Origin of the sequence: Sabulicella flocculans (genome assembly GCF_045449635.1) — a bacterium.
In the GTDB taxonomy this organism is placed as follows: Bacteria; Pseudomonadota; Alphaproteobacteria; order Acetobacterales; family Acetobacteraceae; genus Roseococcus.
On record NZ_JBJJBR010000001.1, the window covers coordinates 432,472 to 445,444 of the forward strand.

Annotated in this window: 15 protein-coding genes and 1 tRNA gene; 3 read left to right on the top strand and 13 right to left on the bottom strand. The window is 74.3% G+C overall.

The window, feature by feature from the left end; genetic code table 11:
• Window positions 1-22: 22 nt before the first annotated feature.
• The 5 genes from ACI6QG_RS02150 to ACI6QG_RS02170 all read right to left on the bottom strand — a co-directional run bounded on the left by ACI6QG_RS02150 (window position 23) and on the right by ACI6QG_RS02170 (window position 4,491).
• A complete protein-coding gene (locus ACI6QG_RS02150) occupies window positions 23-613 on the bottom strand; it encodes an ankyrin repeat domain-containing protein (protein ID WP_407022910.1) in 591 nt (196 codons plus the stop codon).
• On the bottom strand, window positions 610-876 hold the full coding sequence (locus ACI6QG_RS02155; protein WP_407022911.1) for a hypothetical protein: 267 nt from the start codon (window positions 874-876) through the stop codon (window positions 610-612). The genes ACI6QG_RS02150 and ACI6QG_RS02155 overlap by 4 nt, the downstream gene beginning before the upstream one ends.
• A gap of 19 nt (window positions 877-895) precedes the next feature.
• The gene (locus tag ACI6QG_RS02160) at window positions 896-2,275 is read right to left on the bottom strand and encodes an HlyD family type I secretion periplasmic adaptor subunit (RefSeq protein WP_407022912.1); all 1,380 of its coding nucleotides are present in this window, start codon (window positions 2,273-2,275) and stop codon (window positions 896-898) included.
• Window positions 2,272-4,017 (bottom strand): type I secretion system permease/ATPase, encoded by a 1,746-nt coding sequence (locus ACI6QG_RS02165; protein WP_407022913.1) that lies wholly within the window; start codon window positions 4,015-4,017, stop codon window positions 2,272-2,274. Before ACI6QG_RS02165 ends, ACI6QG_RS02160 begins: the two co-directional genes overlap by 4 nt.
• A gap of 90 nt (window positions 4,018-4,107) precedes the next feature.
• On the bottom strand, window positions 4,108-4,491 hold the full coding sequence (locus tag ACI6QG_RS02170) for a GtrA family protein (protein ID WP_407022914.1): 384 nt from the start codon (window positions 4,489-4,491) through the stop codon (window positions 4,108-4,110).
• Between the two features lie 120 nt (window positions 4,492-4,611).
• On the opposite strand from ACI6QG_RS02170, the gene ACI6QG_RS02175 reads away from it, so the two are divergent.
• A complete protein-coding gene (locus ACI6QG_RS02175; protein ID WP_407022915.1) occupies window positions 4,612-6,222 on the top strand; it encodes an ABC transporter substrate-binding protein in 1,611 nt (536 codons plus the stop codon).
• Window positions 6,223-6,708: 486 nt separating this feature from the next.
• On the opposite strand, the gene ACI6QG_RS02180 is transcribed toward ACI6QG_RS02175, so the two are convergent.
• Genes ACI6QG_RS02180 through parA form a run of 4 tightly spaced genes read right to left on the bottom strand, consistent with a single transcriptional unit; the run spans window position 6,709 to window position 9,227 of the window.
• On the bottom strand, window positions 6,709-7,689 hold the full coding sequence (locus ACI6QG_RS02180; RefSeq protein ID WP_407022916.1) for a zinc-binding dehydrogenase: 981 nt from the start codon (window positions 7,687-7,689) through the stop codon (window positions 6,709-6,711).
• A 17-nt stretch (window positions 7,690-7,706) separates the two neighbouring features.
• A complete protein-coding gene (locus ACI6QG_RS02185) occupies window positions 7,707-8,138 on the bottom strand; it encodes a GNAT family N-acetyltransferase (protein ID WP_407022917.1) in 432 nt (143 codons plus the stop codon).
• On the bottom strand, window positions 8,135-8,593 hold the full coding sequence (locus ACI6QG_RS02190) for a CopD family protein (protein WP_407022918.1): 459 nt from the start codon (window positions 8,591-8,593) through the stop codon (window positions 8,135-8,137). Before ACI6QG_RS02190 ends, ACI6QG_RS02185 begins: the two co-directional genes overlap by 4 nt.
• A gap of 7 nt (window positions 8,594-8,600) precedes the next feature.
• Complete coding sequence (gene parA / locus ACI6QG_RS02195) at window positions 8,601-9,227, bottom strand: ParA family partition ATPase (RefSeq protein ID WP_407022919.1); 627 nt, start codon at window positions 9,225-9,227, stop codon at window positions 8,601-8,603.
• A 119-nt stretch (window positions 9,228-9,346) separates the two neighbouring features.
• Here parA and ACI6QG_RS02200 point away from each other — a divergent pair, with 119 nt between their 5' ends.
• Complete coding sequence (locus tag ACI6QG_RS02200) at window positions 9,347-10,114, top strand: universal stress protein (RefSeq protein ID WP_407022920.1); 768 nt, start codon at window positions 9,347-9,349, stop codon at window positions 10,112-10,114.
• Window positions 10,115-10,126: 12 nt separating this feature from the next.
• On the opposite strand, the gene ACI6QG_RS02205 is transcribed toward ACI6QG_RS02200, so the two are convergent.
• The 3 genes from ACI6QG_RS02205 to hslO form a co-directional block, all read right to left on the bottom strand.
• Window positions 10,127-10,209, bottom strand: a tRNA-Leu gene (locus ACI6QG_RS02205).
• A gap of 55 nt (window positions 10,210-10,264) precedes the next feature.
• Window positions 10,265-10,903: a hypothetical protein gene (locus tag ACI6QG_RS02210; RefSeq protein ID WP_407022921.1), complete on the bottom strand. Its 639-nt coding sequence runs from the start codon at window positions 10,901-10,903 to the stop codon at window positions 10,265-10,267.
• On the bottom strand, window positions 10,900-11,841 hold the full coding sequence (gene hslO, locus ACI6QG_RS02215; protein ID WP_407022922.1) for an Hsp33 family molecular chaperone HslO: 942 nt from the start codon (window positions 11,839-11,841) through the stop codon (window positions 10,900-10,902). The genes ACI6QG_RS02210 and hslO overlap by 4 nt, the downstream gene beginning before the upstream one ends.
• Before the next feature lie 103 nt (window positions 11,842-11,944).
• Here hslO and ACI6QG_RS02220 point away from each other — a divergent pair, with 103 nt between their 5' ends.
• Window positions 11,945-12,277, top strand: a complete 333-nt coding sequence (locus ACI6QG_RS02220; RefSeq protein WP_407022923.1) for a hypothetical protein — start codon at window positions 11,945-11,947, stop codon at window positions 12,275-12,277.
• 137 nt (window positions 12,278-12,414) lie between these two features.
• On the opposite strand, the gene ACI6QG_RS02225 is transcribed toward ACI6QG_RS02220, so the two are convergent.
• Window positions 12,415-12,909 (bottom strand): MarR family winged helix-turn-helix transcriptional regulator, encoded by a 495-nt coding sequence (locus tag ACI6QG_RS02225; RefSeq protein ID WP_407022924.1) that lies wholly within the window; start codon window positions 12,907-12,909, stop codon window positions 12,415-12,417.
• Window positions 12,910-12,973 lie beyond the last annotated feature (64 nt).

Here is a 12,973-nt window from a genome sequence, read left to right on the forward strand (position 1 = left end):
CCCCGCGCCGCGCAACCGGGCGTCAGCCGCGCGGCCCGCCGCTGCGCCCGGCATCGAAGCCCAGGAAGCCGATCTCGGGGCGCGGGGCGCCGCCATCATTGGCGAACAGCCGCGGGCGGGCCGGGGCGGCAGGCGCGGCCTCGCGCTCCGGCCGGGGGGCGCGGGCCTCGCGCGGCGGCGGGGCGGCGCGGCCGGGGCGCGGCGCGGCCTCCGGCGGGGCGCTGCTGCCGGTGCCGCGCACGGACAGCAGGTAGAAGGTGATCTCGGGCCGGCCCTGGTCCACCGCGCTGTCCAGCGCCGTCAGCCCCAGGGCGTTGCGCGCGTTCACGTCGGCGCCGCGGGTGATGGCGTCGCGCACCGTACCCAGGTCGCCGCGGCTGATGCCGTCGAACAGGGCGTCGTTGGGGTTCATGCCCGCCGGGTTCTCCTGCGCGGGGATGGGCTGGGCGCCGCGGCGGGCGGCGATGCCGGGCAGGCCCTGCGGCGCCTCCCGCGGGCGGGCCTGCTCCTCCGAGGGGCGCACGGCGCCGGAGCGGCCCAGCATCCCCTGGGCCTGCGCCACGGCCGGCAGCGCCAGGAGAAGGGCGGCAAGCAGCAGGGGGCGCGCGGTCATGGGCGGTCTCCGAAGGTGAAGGCGCCGGGCAGGGCGGCCTCCGCCGCGGGCGGGGCGGCGGCCGGACGGGCGCGGGCCTCGATCTGTGCCACCACCGCGGCCAGGGACCGCGCCAGCGCCGCCATCTGCACCACCGGCACGCAGAGCTGGCCCGCGGGGCGCGGCGCGCCGTCCGCCTGCACCTGGCCCAGCGTCAGCCGCACGACGCCGTGCTGCACCGAGGCCTCCACCAGCCCATCCGCGAAGATCGTGGCGTTCGTCATGGCCCTTCCTAGCCCGTCCTCACTGCTCGGTGAAGGCGCGTTGCAGGCTGTCGCGGATCGGCTGGGTGACGTAGCGCCAGAAGGAGCGCGTGCCGATCTGGATGTGCGCCTCCACCGGCATGCCCGGCGCCAGGAACACCGCCGGCAGGCGTGCCAGCTGGTCCTCGTCGATGCGGACATAGGCGCGGTAGTGGCTCTGCCGGGTTTGCGGGTCGGTGGTCACGTCGGCGGCGATGAAGGTGACGTGGCCGTGCAGGTAGGGCACCAGCCGCTGCTTGAAGGCCGGCAGCCGGACCTCCGCCTGCAGGCCGGGATACACGACGTCGATGTCGGTGGGCGAGACGTTCACCTCGGCCACCAGCCGGTCCTCGCGCGGGATCAGGTCCATCACCGGGTCGCCGGCGCGGACCACGGCGCCCACGGTGAACAGGCGCAGGTTGACCACCGTGCCGTCCTCCGGCGCCAGGATCTCGCGCCGGTTCGCCACGTCCTCCGCGGCGCGCAGCCGCTCCTCGGCCTCGTGGCGGCGGGCGGCCACCTCGCGCGCCTCGGTCCCCACCTCCTGCCGGCGTTGGTCGAGCGTGGCGCGGGCCTGGCCCTCGGCCTCGGCGATGGCGGCGCGGGCGCGAGTGATCTGCCCTTGCAGGTCGGTTATCTGCCCCTCCAGCCCGGCGCGCGAGCGCTGCAGCGCCAGCAATTCCGGCAGGCGCGCCAGCCCCTGGTTCACCAGGGCCTGCCGCATCCCTTCCTCCTGGACGATGAGGCGCAGCTGGTCGCGCGTGGCGCCCAGCTGGCCCTCGGCCGAGCGGATGGTCGCGGCGGCCTGGTCGCGCCGCGTCTCCAGCACGGCGAGCTGGGAGCGCAGGCTTTCCTGCCGGGCCTGGAACAGCGCCCGCTGGCCGGCCAGCGCCTCCTGCGCGCGCGGGTCGCGGCTGGCGGTCAGCTCGGCGGGGAAGGGGGGCTCGCGCAGGTCCTGCAACTCGGCGGACAGGCGGGCGGACTGCGCGAGCACGGCCCAGAGGGCGGCGCGCATCGCCTCCATGTTGGCGCCGGACTGCACGTCGTCCAGCCGCATCACCACCTGGCCGCGGCGCACCTGGTCGCCGTCGCGCACGGCGATCTCCCGCACGATGCCGCCCTCCAGGTGCTGCAGCGTCCGGCGCTGGCCCTCGACCTTGATGACGCCGGGGGCGATGGCGGCCTCGGCCAGCGGGGCCAGCAAGGCCCAGGCCAGGAAGCCGCCGAAGAAGCCGACCATCACCACCAGCCCGACCAGCATCGGCCAGCGGGTGCGCGGGCGGGCGGCGTCCAGCAGGGGGTGGGGCGGCGGCACGGCCAGCGGCGGCAGCGGCCGGCGGGCCGGGGGCGCCGCCGCCGGGGCGGGGATCACCTCGCTCATGCCCGCAACGCGCCGGCCGGGGCGGGCACCGCGGCCTCAGCCGGGCGGGGCGGCGCCATCAGGCGCTTCAGCACCTCCGCGCGCGGCCCGAACATCTCGATGGCGCCTTCCTTCAGCAGCAGCACCTTGTCCACCCCCTGCACCAGCGCCGGCCGGTGGCTGACCAGCACCACCGTGGTGCCCTCGGCCTTCAGGCGGCCCAGGGATTCCACCAGGTTGGCCTCGGCGTCGCCGTCCAGGTTGCTGTTGGGCTCGTCCAGCACCACCAGCCGCGGCGAGCCGTAGAGCGCGCGGGCGAGGCCGATCATCTGGCGCTGCCCGCCAGACAGGTGCTGCCCGCCCTCGCCGATCTCGGTGTCGTAGCCCAGCGGCAGGCGCAGGATCATCTCGTGGCAGCCGGCCAGCCGGGCGGCAGCGAACACCGCCTCGGCGTCCGGCTCGCCCATGCGGGCGATGTTGCGCATCACCGTGCCGTCGAACAGCTCGACGTCCTGTGGCAGGTAGCCGAGGTGGCGGCCGAAATCCTCACGCTGCCAGGTGTAGACGTCGGCGCCATCCAGCCGGACCGTGCCGGCCGAGGCGGGCAGGGTGCCGATCAGCAGCCGGATCAGCGTGGTCTTGCCGGCGGCCGAGGGGCCGATCACCGCCAGGGATTCACCCGGCGCCAGGGCGAAGTTCACCCCCTTGATGAGCGCGACCGCCTGGCCGGGGAAGCCGAAGGAGACGCGCTCGACCTCCAGCCGCCCGTCCGGCGCGGGCAGCGGCATGCCGGCGGGGCGGATGCGCGGCTGCACAAGGAAGGCCTGCAGGCGGGCATAGCCCTGGCGCGCCGCCACCAGGGCCTTCCAGCCGCCGATCAGCTGCTCCACCGGCGCCAGCGCCCGGCCCATGATGATGGAGCCGGCGATGGAGGCGCCCGAGGTGAGCTGCTGCTGCAGCACCAGCCAGCAGCCCACGCCCAGCACGGCCAGCTGCACCGCCAGCCGGAAGAACTTGGTGGTGGCGAGGATCAGCGCGACGCGGTCCGCCGCCTTCTGCTGCGGCGGCGTCATCGCCGCCACGCCCTCGCGCCAGCGGGCCATCACGGCCGGGGCCATGCCCATGCTGTCGATGACCTCGGCGTTGCGCACGATGGCCTCGGCCCGGCGTTGGCTCTGCATCGCCGCGGTGTTGGCCTCACGCATCAGGCCGGAGGAGATGGCCTCCGTCAGCAGGGTGAGGCCGAACAGCAGCGCGGCGCCGCCCAGCGCGATCCAGCCCATCAGCGGGTGCAGCATGAAGATGACGGCGAGGTACACCGGCACCCAGGGCACGTCATACAGCGCCAGCATGCCGGGCGAGCCCAGGAAGCCGCGGCACAGCGCGAGGTCCCGCAGCGCCTCCATCCGGTAGGGGCGGCCGCGCAGCTGGGATTCGATGGCGCGCCGGAAGCCCTCGGGCGCCACGCGCAGCTCGATCCAGGCGGCGACGCGCTGCATGACGACGGAGCGCACGGCCTCCAGCGCCGCCAGCACCAGCAGGGCGAACAGCGCGATGAGGGTGAGGAACAGCAGGGTGTCGGTGTTGCGCGTGGCCAGCACGCGGTCGAACACCTGCATCATGTAGAGCGAGACAGTGAGCTGCAGCAGGTTCACCACGCCGGAGAAGGCGCCGACCATCCAGAACTGGCCGCGGCACGCCGCGACCGCCCGCGCGAGGGGGGTCTGCTTCGCCGCCTCGGCGGCGTGGCGCGGCGGCATCATGCGCGCCCGCGCCCCACGGGGATCGTGCCTGTCATCCTGCCCATCCTGGCGCCTGGTGAGGCTATCCCCGTACCATTGATGCGAGGTAAATCAACTCGCGCGAAATACATAGCGGCGGGACAAGGCGAAGTTGAATCCCATGCCCGCCAGCGCCCCCGCCGCCACCCCCAGCACCGGGTGCGTGGCAGTGAAGGCGACCAGGAGGGCGTAGGTGCCGTAGTTGGCGGCGAAGCCCACCAGGTTCAGCGCGGCGAAGCGCGCCCACTGCGCCGCCAGCCCGCCCTCGCCGCTGCGCCGGTCCCGGAAGGTCCAGGCGCGGTTGAGCGCGAAGGTGGTGGAAACGGCCGCGAGGTAGGAGAGCAGGCGGCCGGAATACTTGTCCAGGCCCAGGGCCATCGCCGCCAGCAGCACCGCGGCGTCCACGACGAAGCCGACGCCGCCCACCACCCCGAACCGCAGGAACTGCCCGATCATGGCTGCTCCATGGACCGTGGGCGGGCAAAACGCCAGGGGGTGCGCAAGCCCGTGGCATCGGCGCCGAATCCCTTGCTAGTGTGCCGGCCACCGAACCGGATGCCTGGGAGATCCAAGGGAATGATCCAACGCCGCAGCCTGATGGGCGCGACCGCCGCGCTCGGCGCCGCCACGCTGTCCGCCCCCGCCATGGCGCAGCCGGCGCGCGACCGCGTGCTGCGCTACGTGCCGCACGCCAACCCGGGCAACATCGACCCCTTCACCAACACCGCCTTCGTGGCGCGCGACCACGCCTACCTAGTGTTCGACCAGCTCTACGGCATGACGGAGCGCTTCGAGATCCGCCCGCAGATGGTGCAGGGCCACGTGGTGGAGAATGACGGCCTGCTTTGGCGCTTCACCCTGCGCGAGGGGCTGAAGTTCCACGACAACACTCCCGTCCGCGGCCGCGACTGCATCGCCTCCATCCGCCGCTGGGGCCGGCGCGACGCCTTCGGCCAGGTGCTGATGGCCCGCGTGGCCGAGATGACGGAGGAGAGCGACCGCGTCTTCTCCATCCGGCTGAACAAGGCCTTCCCGAAGATGCTGGAGGCCTTCTCCAAGGTCACCACCTCCTGCCTGTTCATCATGCCCGAGCGGCTGGCGAACGTGGACCCGTTCCAGAACATCACCGAGGCCGTGGGCTCCGGCCCCTTCCGCTTCATCCGCAACGAGTGGAACCCCGGCTCGCGCCTCGCCTACGAGCGCAACCCGGACTACGTGCCCGCCCAGGGCGCGCCGAGCATGACCGCCGGCGGCAAGGTGGCGCATTTCGACCGCGTCGAGTGGCACATCATGGGCGACGCCGCCACGGCCTCCGCCGCCTTGCAGGCCGGCGAGGTGGACTGGTGGGAGCAGCCGACCGCCGACCTGTTCCCGAGCTTCCTGCGCGGCCGCAACGCGAACAACATCAAGGTCGAGGTCATCAACAACACCGGGCTGATCGGCATCTTCCGCCCCAACCACCAGGCGGCGCCCTTCAACAACCCCGCCGTGCGCCGCGCCGTGCTCACCGCCGTGAACCAGATGGACTTCATGACGGCGGTGATCGGCACCACCGGCGTCGAGGGCTATGCCGACCTTCGGCGCGAGGGCATCGGCTACTTCGCGCCCGACAGCCCCTCCGTCTCCACCGTCGGGCTGGACAAGTTGCGCAAGAACGTCGCCGCCGCGCGGCAGGAGCTGCAGGCGGCCGGCGCCATGGGCGCGCGGCTGGTGCTGATGAACGCCACCGACCTGTCCTCCATCAACGCCTCCACCCTGGTGGGCGAGGCGCTGTTCCGCGCCATGGGCTTCAACGTGGAGATGGTGAGCACGGACTGGGGCACGGTGGTGGCCCGCCGCGCCTCCCGCAACCCGCTGGAGCAGGGCGGCTGGTCCGGCTTCTTCACCTTCTGGAGCGGCGTGGATCATTGGAACCCGGCCTCGCACGCCTCCATCCGCGGCCATGGCGAGAATGCCTGGCCGGGCTGGCCGGTGATCCCTGCCATGGAAGCCCAGCGCGATGCCTGGTTCGACGCGCCCGACGACGCGGCCGCCAAGGCCGCGACGACGGAGATGCAGCGCATCGCCTTCGAGGAGGTGCCCTACGTGCCGACCGGCATGTACTACCAGCCCACCGCCTACCGCCGGAACCTGACCGGCATGCTCAAGGGCCAGCCGCCGCTGTTCTGGAACCTCCGCCGGGGGTGACGGGTTCTGCGCTGATGCACGGTCTTGATGCCCTCACCGCCGCCGCCCATGGCGGCGGCTACGCCAGGCGCCCGCCTCCGGCGGGCTTGGCTGCGGCCCCCTGAAGGGGGCCGGCGCGCGCTGTGCGCGCGCATCCTCCAAAGGCGGTGCTGCTCTTGGCCGGGGGCGCGGGCTGGCCGGCCTCGCCTGCGGCGTCGGCCTCTGGAGTTGGGGGGTCCGCTGGCCTTTCGCGGAATGGTGCGGATGGGCCGGCCGCGCCTGTGGCGCCGGCCTCGGGCGCCGCTCCCGGCCAAGGCGCCCTGCGCCTTGCGGTCGCGCCGGGGCTTCGCCCTGGCGCGGAGCAGGCCCTCCAGGACCGGGCGCGGCCCGGAGCGCGCGGAGCCGCGCGGCCGTCCCCCATCCGGCGGCCGCGTTCAACCGAAACGCGCGCCTGCCCCCCGGGGCCCCCGTCGTGGTTTTGCCGGGCCGCGCAGCGTCCCGGCAAAACTACGACGGGGACAAAATGATCTTCCCGAAATGCGCATTGGCCTTCATGTGCGCGATGGCGGCGTGCACGTCGTCGAGCGGGAAGACGCGGTCCAGCGGCAGGCGCAGCTCGCCGCGCTCCAGCGCCGGCCACAGGTCGGCGCGCATCTTGCGCACGATCTCGCGGATCTCGTCGGCGCTGCGGGTGCGGAAGGTGACGCCGATGTAGGTGATGCGCCGGGCCGCGTGCAGGTCGAAGTCGAATTCCGCCGCCATGCCGCCCAGCCGCCCGACATTGACGATCCGCCCCAGGATGGAGGTGGCGCGCAGCGTCTGGTTCACCAGCCGGCCGCTCACCTGGTCCACCACGGAGTCCACGCCGCGCCCGTCGGTCGCCTCCAGCACCTGGTCCACCCAGGCGGGGTCGTTGGTGTCCACCGCGTGGGTGGCGCCGAACTCGCGCAGGCGGGCGCGGCGCTCGGGGTTGGTGGAGGTGCCGATGACGACCGGGCAGCCCATGAGGCGCGCCACCTGCAGCCCCATCAGCCCGACCCCGGAGGACGCGCCCTGGATCATCAGCGTCTTGGACGGCCCGGCGCGGCCATGCGTCACCACCGCGTCGTGCATGGTCTGCAGCGCCACGGGCAGCCCGGCCGCCTGCTCCCAGGACAGGTTGGCGCCCTCGGGCAGCGGGGAGACGCGGCCCCAGTCGGCCAGCGCATATTCCGCCCAGGAGGCGCCCATGGAGGCCATGACGCGCATCCCCGGCCGGATGGTGTCCGGCACGCCGGGGCCGACCTCGACCACCTCGCCCGCGCCTTCCAGGCCGGGGATGGCGCCGGGGCCGCCGACGCTGCCGTGCCGGTGCCCGGCGGCCACGCCCAGGTCGGCGCGGTTCATGCCGATGGCGCGCAGGCGGATCAGCACCTGCTCGGCGCCCGGGCGCGGCTCGGGCACCTCGCGGACCTCCAGCCCGGTTTCGGTGACGATGGCGGCCTTCATGGCGGGCTCCCCCCTTCTCAGAGTTTCTTGCGGTACCAGATGCGCGAATGGCCGGGCGGCATGCCGTCCAGGCGCCCGGCCTCCGTCCAGCCGTTGCGTCGCCAGAAGCCGGGGGCGGTGAAGCTGAAGGTGTCGGTGTAGGCGTCGGTGCAGCCGCGGCCGCGCGCCACCGCCTCCGCACGGGCCAGCAGGTCGGTGCCCAGGCCCTGGCCGCGCACCTCGCGCGACAGCCACAGCCAGTCGATGAACAGCCAGTTCCAGTAGGTCAGGCCCAGCAGCCCGCCCTTGACCACCTCCTCCTCGTCGCGCGCCAGCACGGTGACGGGCTCGCGGTCGTAGGGGCCGCCCATCTCCTGGTTGAACTGGTGCAGGCCGCGCTGGATGGCGGCCACCGCTTCCAGCTCGGGGTAGTCGTCGTCGCTGATGGTCAGGCGCGGGGCGCTGCTCATCCCATCTTCCCCCAGGCGGCGACGCCCACCGTCAGCAGCCCGAGGGCGAGGTTCAGCGCCACCAGCGTGCGGATGCGCCCGTTGGCCGCCGCGGCGGCCGGGGCGTCGCCCGCGGCCAGCGCCGCGCGCATGGCGCGCCACGGCACCAGGGCGATGAACAGGAACACCCCGGCCATCACCAGCCCGGTCAGGTGCATCAGGTGGACGTGCCAGCCGGTGCCGCGGAAGCCGCCATACACGCCGAACAGCAGCCCGTAGCCCGACAGCAGGGTGATGGGCATGGCGTGCCACACCAGCAGGAAGAAGCGCTTGTGCACCCCGGCCATCAGCGCCAGCCGCTGCGGCGGCTCCAGCGCCGCCAGGGCGGGGCGCAGCGCCAGCAGGGCGAAGGCCATGCCCCCCACCCAGAGCGCGGCGAACAGGACATGGAGGGCGTTCAGCAGGTTGGGCAGCATGGACCTGTTATTGGCCGCGCAGCGCCAGGATGGAAGAGGCGAGCGCCCGCACCTCGGCCGCCGCGGCGGAGCGCGGCTGGGCTTCCGTCACGCCCTGGCCGGTGGCGAAGGCGGTGGCGAAGGCGGTGCGGTTGCCCAGCCGCGCCTCCAGCACCGGGGCGCGGCGGCGGGCCAGCTCCTCCGCCACCACCTCGGCCACGCGGGATTGCGGCGGCACGCGGTTCAGCACGTAGCGCCAGGGGCGCTTCTCCGCCTCGGCGATGCGCACCGTGGCCTCGCTGGCCCAGAGGTCGGGCAGGGAGGGCTGCAACGGCACCAGCACCAGGTCGGCGGCGCGCAGGGCGCGGGCGGCGTCCGCCTCCACCTGGGGCGGGGTGTCCAGCACCACGAAGCCGTCGGCGCGGCGCAGCCGGTCCAGCGCGTTGCCGACCCGCCAGCCGGAGGGCGTGTCGAAGGGCAGCGGCGGGTGCCCCTGCGCCACCCGGATGGCGTGCCAGCGGGCCAGGGATTGCTGCGGGTCGGTGTCCAGCAGGGTCACCGGCGCGTCCTCGGCGAGGGCGACGGCGAGGTTGGCCGCCAGGGTGGACTTGCCGGCGCCGCCCTTCTGCTGCGCCACCGCGATCACGAAGGCCATCCCGGGAGGCCCCTCTTCTCTCGATTCCGGCGGCCATTGAGCCACGTCAACGCCGATGGCACCAACTTACCCGATGATGGATGTAAGGTGATGCAAACGACATGAAGGAAGCCGCCACGATGTCCCTCTCCCGCATCCTCACCCATGCCGAGCCGGGCGATCCCGGCGCGGGCGAGGCCGCCCTGGCCCTCGCCACCGCCCTGGAGGCGCGGGTGGAGGCGCTGGTCTTCGCCGCCGAGGTCATCGGCAACCGCCCGGAGGCGGACGAGGCCGCGGCCCTGCGCGACTTCACGGCGCGCGCCGCCGCCCGCGGCGTGGCCTGCCACGCCCATGGCCGCCGCAGCATGGCCGAGGGGCTGGGCAGCGAGCTGGCCGCGCGGCTGCGGCTGGGCGGGCTGGCCGTGCTGGACTGGCCCGCCCCGGCGCTGCCCGGCCACCGCATGATGGCCACGGCGGTGGTGTTCGGCAGCGGCCGGCCGGTGATCCTGGCCCCGCCGGGCGCGATGGCGGGCCTGCCCGGCCGCATCCTGGTGGGCTGGGACGACAGCCCGGCCAGCGTGCGCGCCGTCCACGCCGCCATGCCGCTGCTGCGGCGGGCCGAGGCGGTGGTGGTGGCCTGCGCCGCCACCCCCGGCAAGGAGGAGCACGACCCCGGACCCCTCGCCGAGTCGCTGCGCGAGCAGGGCATCGCGGCGCAGGCGGCGGTGGAGCTGCGCGGCGGGCGCCCCGTGCTGGCCACATTGCGCGAGGCGGCAGCGCGGCACGGCGTCGGGCTGCTGGTGGCCGGCGCCGCCCGGCACGCGCCGGTGCACGACATGCTCTTCGGCAGCCTGACGCACGACGTGATGACCGGCCAGGCCGGGATGCCGGTGCTGCTGATGGCGTAGGGGAGGGGCGCCTGCGGGCGGCGGGACTCGAACCCGCACGGCCTTTCGGCCCAGGGTTTTTAAGACCCTTCCGGCTACCGTTTCGGCACGCCCGCCTGCGCGCCGGCGCTTATGCCCCGTCCCGGACCGCGCGCCCAGGGCGCGCGGCGCTCACGACGGCGGCAGCGCCTCGCGCCGCACCTCGCCGGAGGGCGGGGCGGCACGGCCGGGGCCTTCCACCAGGTAGGGGCGCAGGGCGCGGCGGATCTGGAACTCGAACTCGGTGTTCAGGTCGAACATGGCTTGGCGCAGCAGGGTCTCTGCGGCGATGCGCCGGCCGGCGGGGGTGGATTCGACGCCGGTGCGCGCGCGCGTCGTCTCCGCCTCGGCGAAGCCCAGGCGGCGGCCATTGGCGTCCACCACCTCCAGCCGCGCGGCCAGCCGCGCTTCCAGCCGCTCGCCGCGGTCGGCGGCCAGGAAGCCACCGCCGCCCTGGCGCTCGCGCAGGATCTGCGCGCGGGTGACGGTGAAGCGCGCCCGGTGCTCCGAGCCGAAGGCGGCCAGGCGGTCGCGGCCCATGATGCGCACGGCCTCGGCGGCGCTGGGCTGCAGGTCGCGGCCGATGTCGTTGGGGCCGGGCATCGGGTCGCGCTCGGCGAAGTCCAGCCCGGCCACGTCCAGGCGCAGCTGGGTCAGGTGGCCGTAGGAGATGGGCGGCCCCTCCACCCGGGCCGGCGGGTCGCCCGCGCAGGCGGCCAGGGCCAGGGGGGCCAGGGCGAGCGGCGCCAGCAGGGAGCGGCGGCGCCTCACGCGCGGCCCCGCACGCCGGCGCGGTCGAAGCGGAAGTCCACGTTGCAGAACTCGCAGGTCATGGTGATCTGCCCCTCCTTGGCCATGTGGTCCAGGTCCTCCACCGGGAAGCCTTCCAGCACGCCCGCGAGGCGCGAGCGCGAGCAGCGGCAGCCATAGGCCAGGGCGCGGGGCCGATCCAGCGCCAGCCCCTCCAGCGCGAACAGGCGGTGCAGCAACAGGGCCGGGGGCAGGGCGTCGTCCAGCAGCTCCGCCTCGGTCAGCGACTTGGCCAGCACCACGGCGGTGTCCCATGCGTCGTCCTGGGCGGCGGCGTCCAGCTCCTCGCCGATGCCGCCCTCGCCGGCCACGCGCTCCAGGATCAGCGCCGCGGCGCGCCAGCCCGCGGGCGTGCGCGCGCAGGCCAGCTGCAGGTGGGTGCGCAGCTGCTCGGAGGTGGCGAAGTAGCCCTGGGCCATCTCGGTCAGGTCGCCGCCTTCCAGCGCGACGATGCCCTGGTAGCGCTCCATCTCCGGCCCCTGGTCGCAGGTGAAGGCCAGGAAGCCCTTGCCCAGCAGGGCGCGGTGCGAGGGGTTGCGGCCGTACATGCCCAGCTTGGCCGCGTCCACCCGCACGTGCCCGCGCAGCTCCCCGCCATCGGTCGCGTCGGCCAGCAGCAGGGGCAGTGGCCCATCCCCCTTGGCCTGGAGGGAGAAGGAGCCGCGGAACTTCAGCGCCGCCGCCAGCCCGGCGGTCAGCGCCAGCGCCTCGCCCAGCAGGCGGGTGACGGGGTCGGGGTGGCCGTGGCGGGTCAGCAGCGCGTCGGCCAGCGGGCCCAGACGCACCAGGCGGCCGCGCACCGGCTTGCGGGCCAAGTGGAAGGGGCTGACGCCGTCGCTGACGACGAGGTTCGGCACGTCCGGCCGGTCATGGTTCAGGAAGTCGGGTTCTGTGTTCACCCCCCGCAAATAGCGCGCCCGGTGCCGCGTTGCATCACCGCGGGTTGAAGCCTGGGTGCAGGCTTCCAACTGTAGCCTGCCGGCGAAACGAAAGGGGCGTGCGATGGCCGACCTTCTGCTGGGCTGGATGATGCGGGCCTGGGGCAACTTGCCGCGGGAGGCGGTGGCGTCCATCCTGCTGGCGCTGGTGGGGCTGACCCTGGCGCTGCCCGGCGGCGCCCGCGCGCCGGCGGAGGCCGAGGCGGCGCTGCGCGCGGCCGGGCGGCGCAAGCTGCGGGCGGCCGGCTTCGCCCTGTGCCTGATCGGCGGCCTGTTCCTGACCATCGGGGCGGAGGCGGCGACGGTGACGGCGACCGAATCCCCAGCCGGGCTGTTCCTGGGCGCGGCGCTGTTCGCGGCGGCCGGCTTCCGCTGCCTGTGGCTGGCCGGGCGGTAGTCAGCGCGCCAGGGCCACCACCAGCTGCACCACCGCCGCCAGGATGATGGCGGCGAGGACGTAGGGGCCGAGCTGGCCGGGGCTGGGCAGGCGCATGCGCGGCAGGTGGGGCGCGCGGCCCCGCGCCGCCAGGGGTATCAGGCCGCTTCGCGGCGGCGGGCGCGGCTGGGCTTCACCGCCATGGCCCGCAGCAGCTCCTTCAGCCGCTGGGCGCCGATGTCGGGGAAGCGGGCCAGCACCTCGGCCTCGTGCGTCTTGGCGGCGCCCAGCAGGTCGCGCACCACGGCTTCGCCGCGCGGCGTCATCTGGATGCGGACGACGCGGCGGTCGCGCGCGTCGGGCAGGCGCTTCACCAGCCCGTCGCGCACCATGCGATCCAGCAGCTTGGTCATGGTGGGCTGCTGCAGCAGGCAGGCCTCGGCCAGTCCGGTCACCGTCTCGCCCTCGCTGCCGGACAGCGAGGCCAGGACGCGCCACACCGGCACCTGCACGCCGGCGCGGCGCAGCGTGGTGTGGAACTCGGCCGACACGGCGTGCGAGGCGCGCGCCAGCAGGTAGAGCAGGTAGTCATCCACGAAGCGCCCGTCGGTGCGCCCGTCCCCCAGCCGGGGAGTGGCGGGAGTGACATCCATAGCGCTGTCCCGGAATGACGTGTCCATGCGGCCATCATGAATGGCGGCTGAACAGCTTCCTATT

Coding starts and splice junctions, on each gene's coding strand:
- parA (WP_407022919.1), bottom strand. CDS start 9,227: ATGGCCTTCGTGATCGCGGTGGCGCAGCAGAAGGGCGGCGCCGGCAAG.
- ACI6QG_RS02180 (WP_407022916.1), bottom strand. CDS start 7,689: ATGAAGGCCGCCATCGTCACCGAAACCGGGCTGGAGGTCCGCGAGGTG.
- ACI6QG_RS02165 (WP_407022913.1), bottom strand. CDS start 4,017: ATGATGCCGCCGCGCCACGCCGCCGAGGCGGCGAAGCAGACCCCCCTC.
- ACI6QG_RS02220 (WP_407022923.1), top strand. CDS start 11,945: ATGGCCGACCTTCTGCTGGGCTGGATGATGCGGGCCTGGGGCAACTTG.
- ACI6QG_RS02155 (WP_407022911.1), bottom strand. CDS start 876: ATGACGAACGCCACGATCTTCGCGGATGGGCTGGTGGAGGCCTCGGTG.
- ACI6QG_RS02225 (WP_407022924.1), bottom strand. CDS start 12,909: ATGGATGTCACTCCCGCCACTCCCCGGCTGGGGGACGGGCGCACCGAC.
- ACI6QG_RS02160 (WP_407022912.1), bottom strand. CDS start 2,275: ATGAGCGAGGTGATCCCCGCCCCGGCGGCGGCGCCCCCGGCCCGCCGG.
- ACI6QG_RS02190 (WP_407022918.1), bottom strand. CDS start 8,593: ATGCTGCCCAACCTGCTGAACGCCCTCCATGTCCTGTTCGCCGCGCTC.
- ACI6QG_RS02150 (WP_407022910.1), bottom strand. CDS start 613: ATGACCGCGCGCCCCCTGCTGCTTGCCGCCCTTCTCCTGGCGCTGCCG.
- ACI6QG_RS02170 (WP_407022914.1), bottom strand. CDS start 4,491: ATGATCGGGCAGTTCCTGCGGTTCGGGGTGGTGGGCGGCGTCGGCTTC.
- ACI6QG_RS02185 (WP_407022917.1), bottom strand. CDS start 8,138: ATGAGCAGCGCCCCGCGCCTGACCATCAGCGACGACGACTACCCCGAG.
- ACI6QG_RS02200 (WP_407022920.1), top strand. CDS start 9,347: ATGTCCCTCTCCCGCATCCTCACCCATGCCGAGCCGGGCGATCCCGGC.
- ACI6QG_RS02175 (WP_407022915.1), top strand. CDS start 4,612: ATGATCCAACGCCGCAGCCTGATGGGCGCGACCGCCGCGCTCGGCGCC.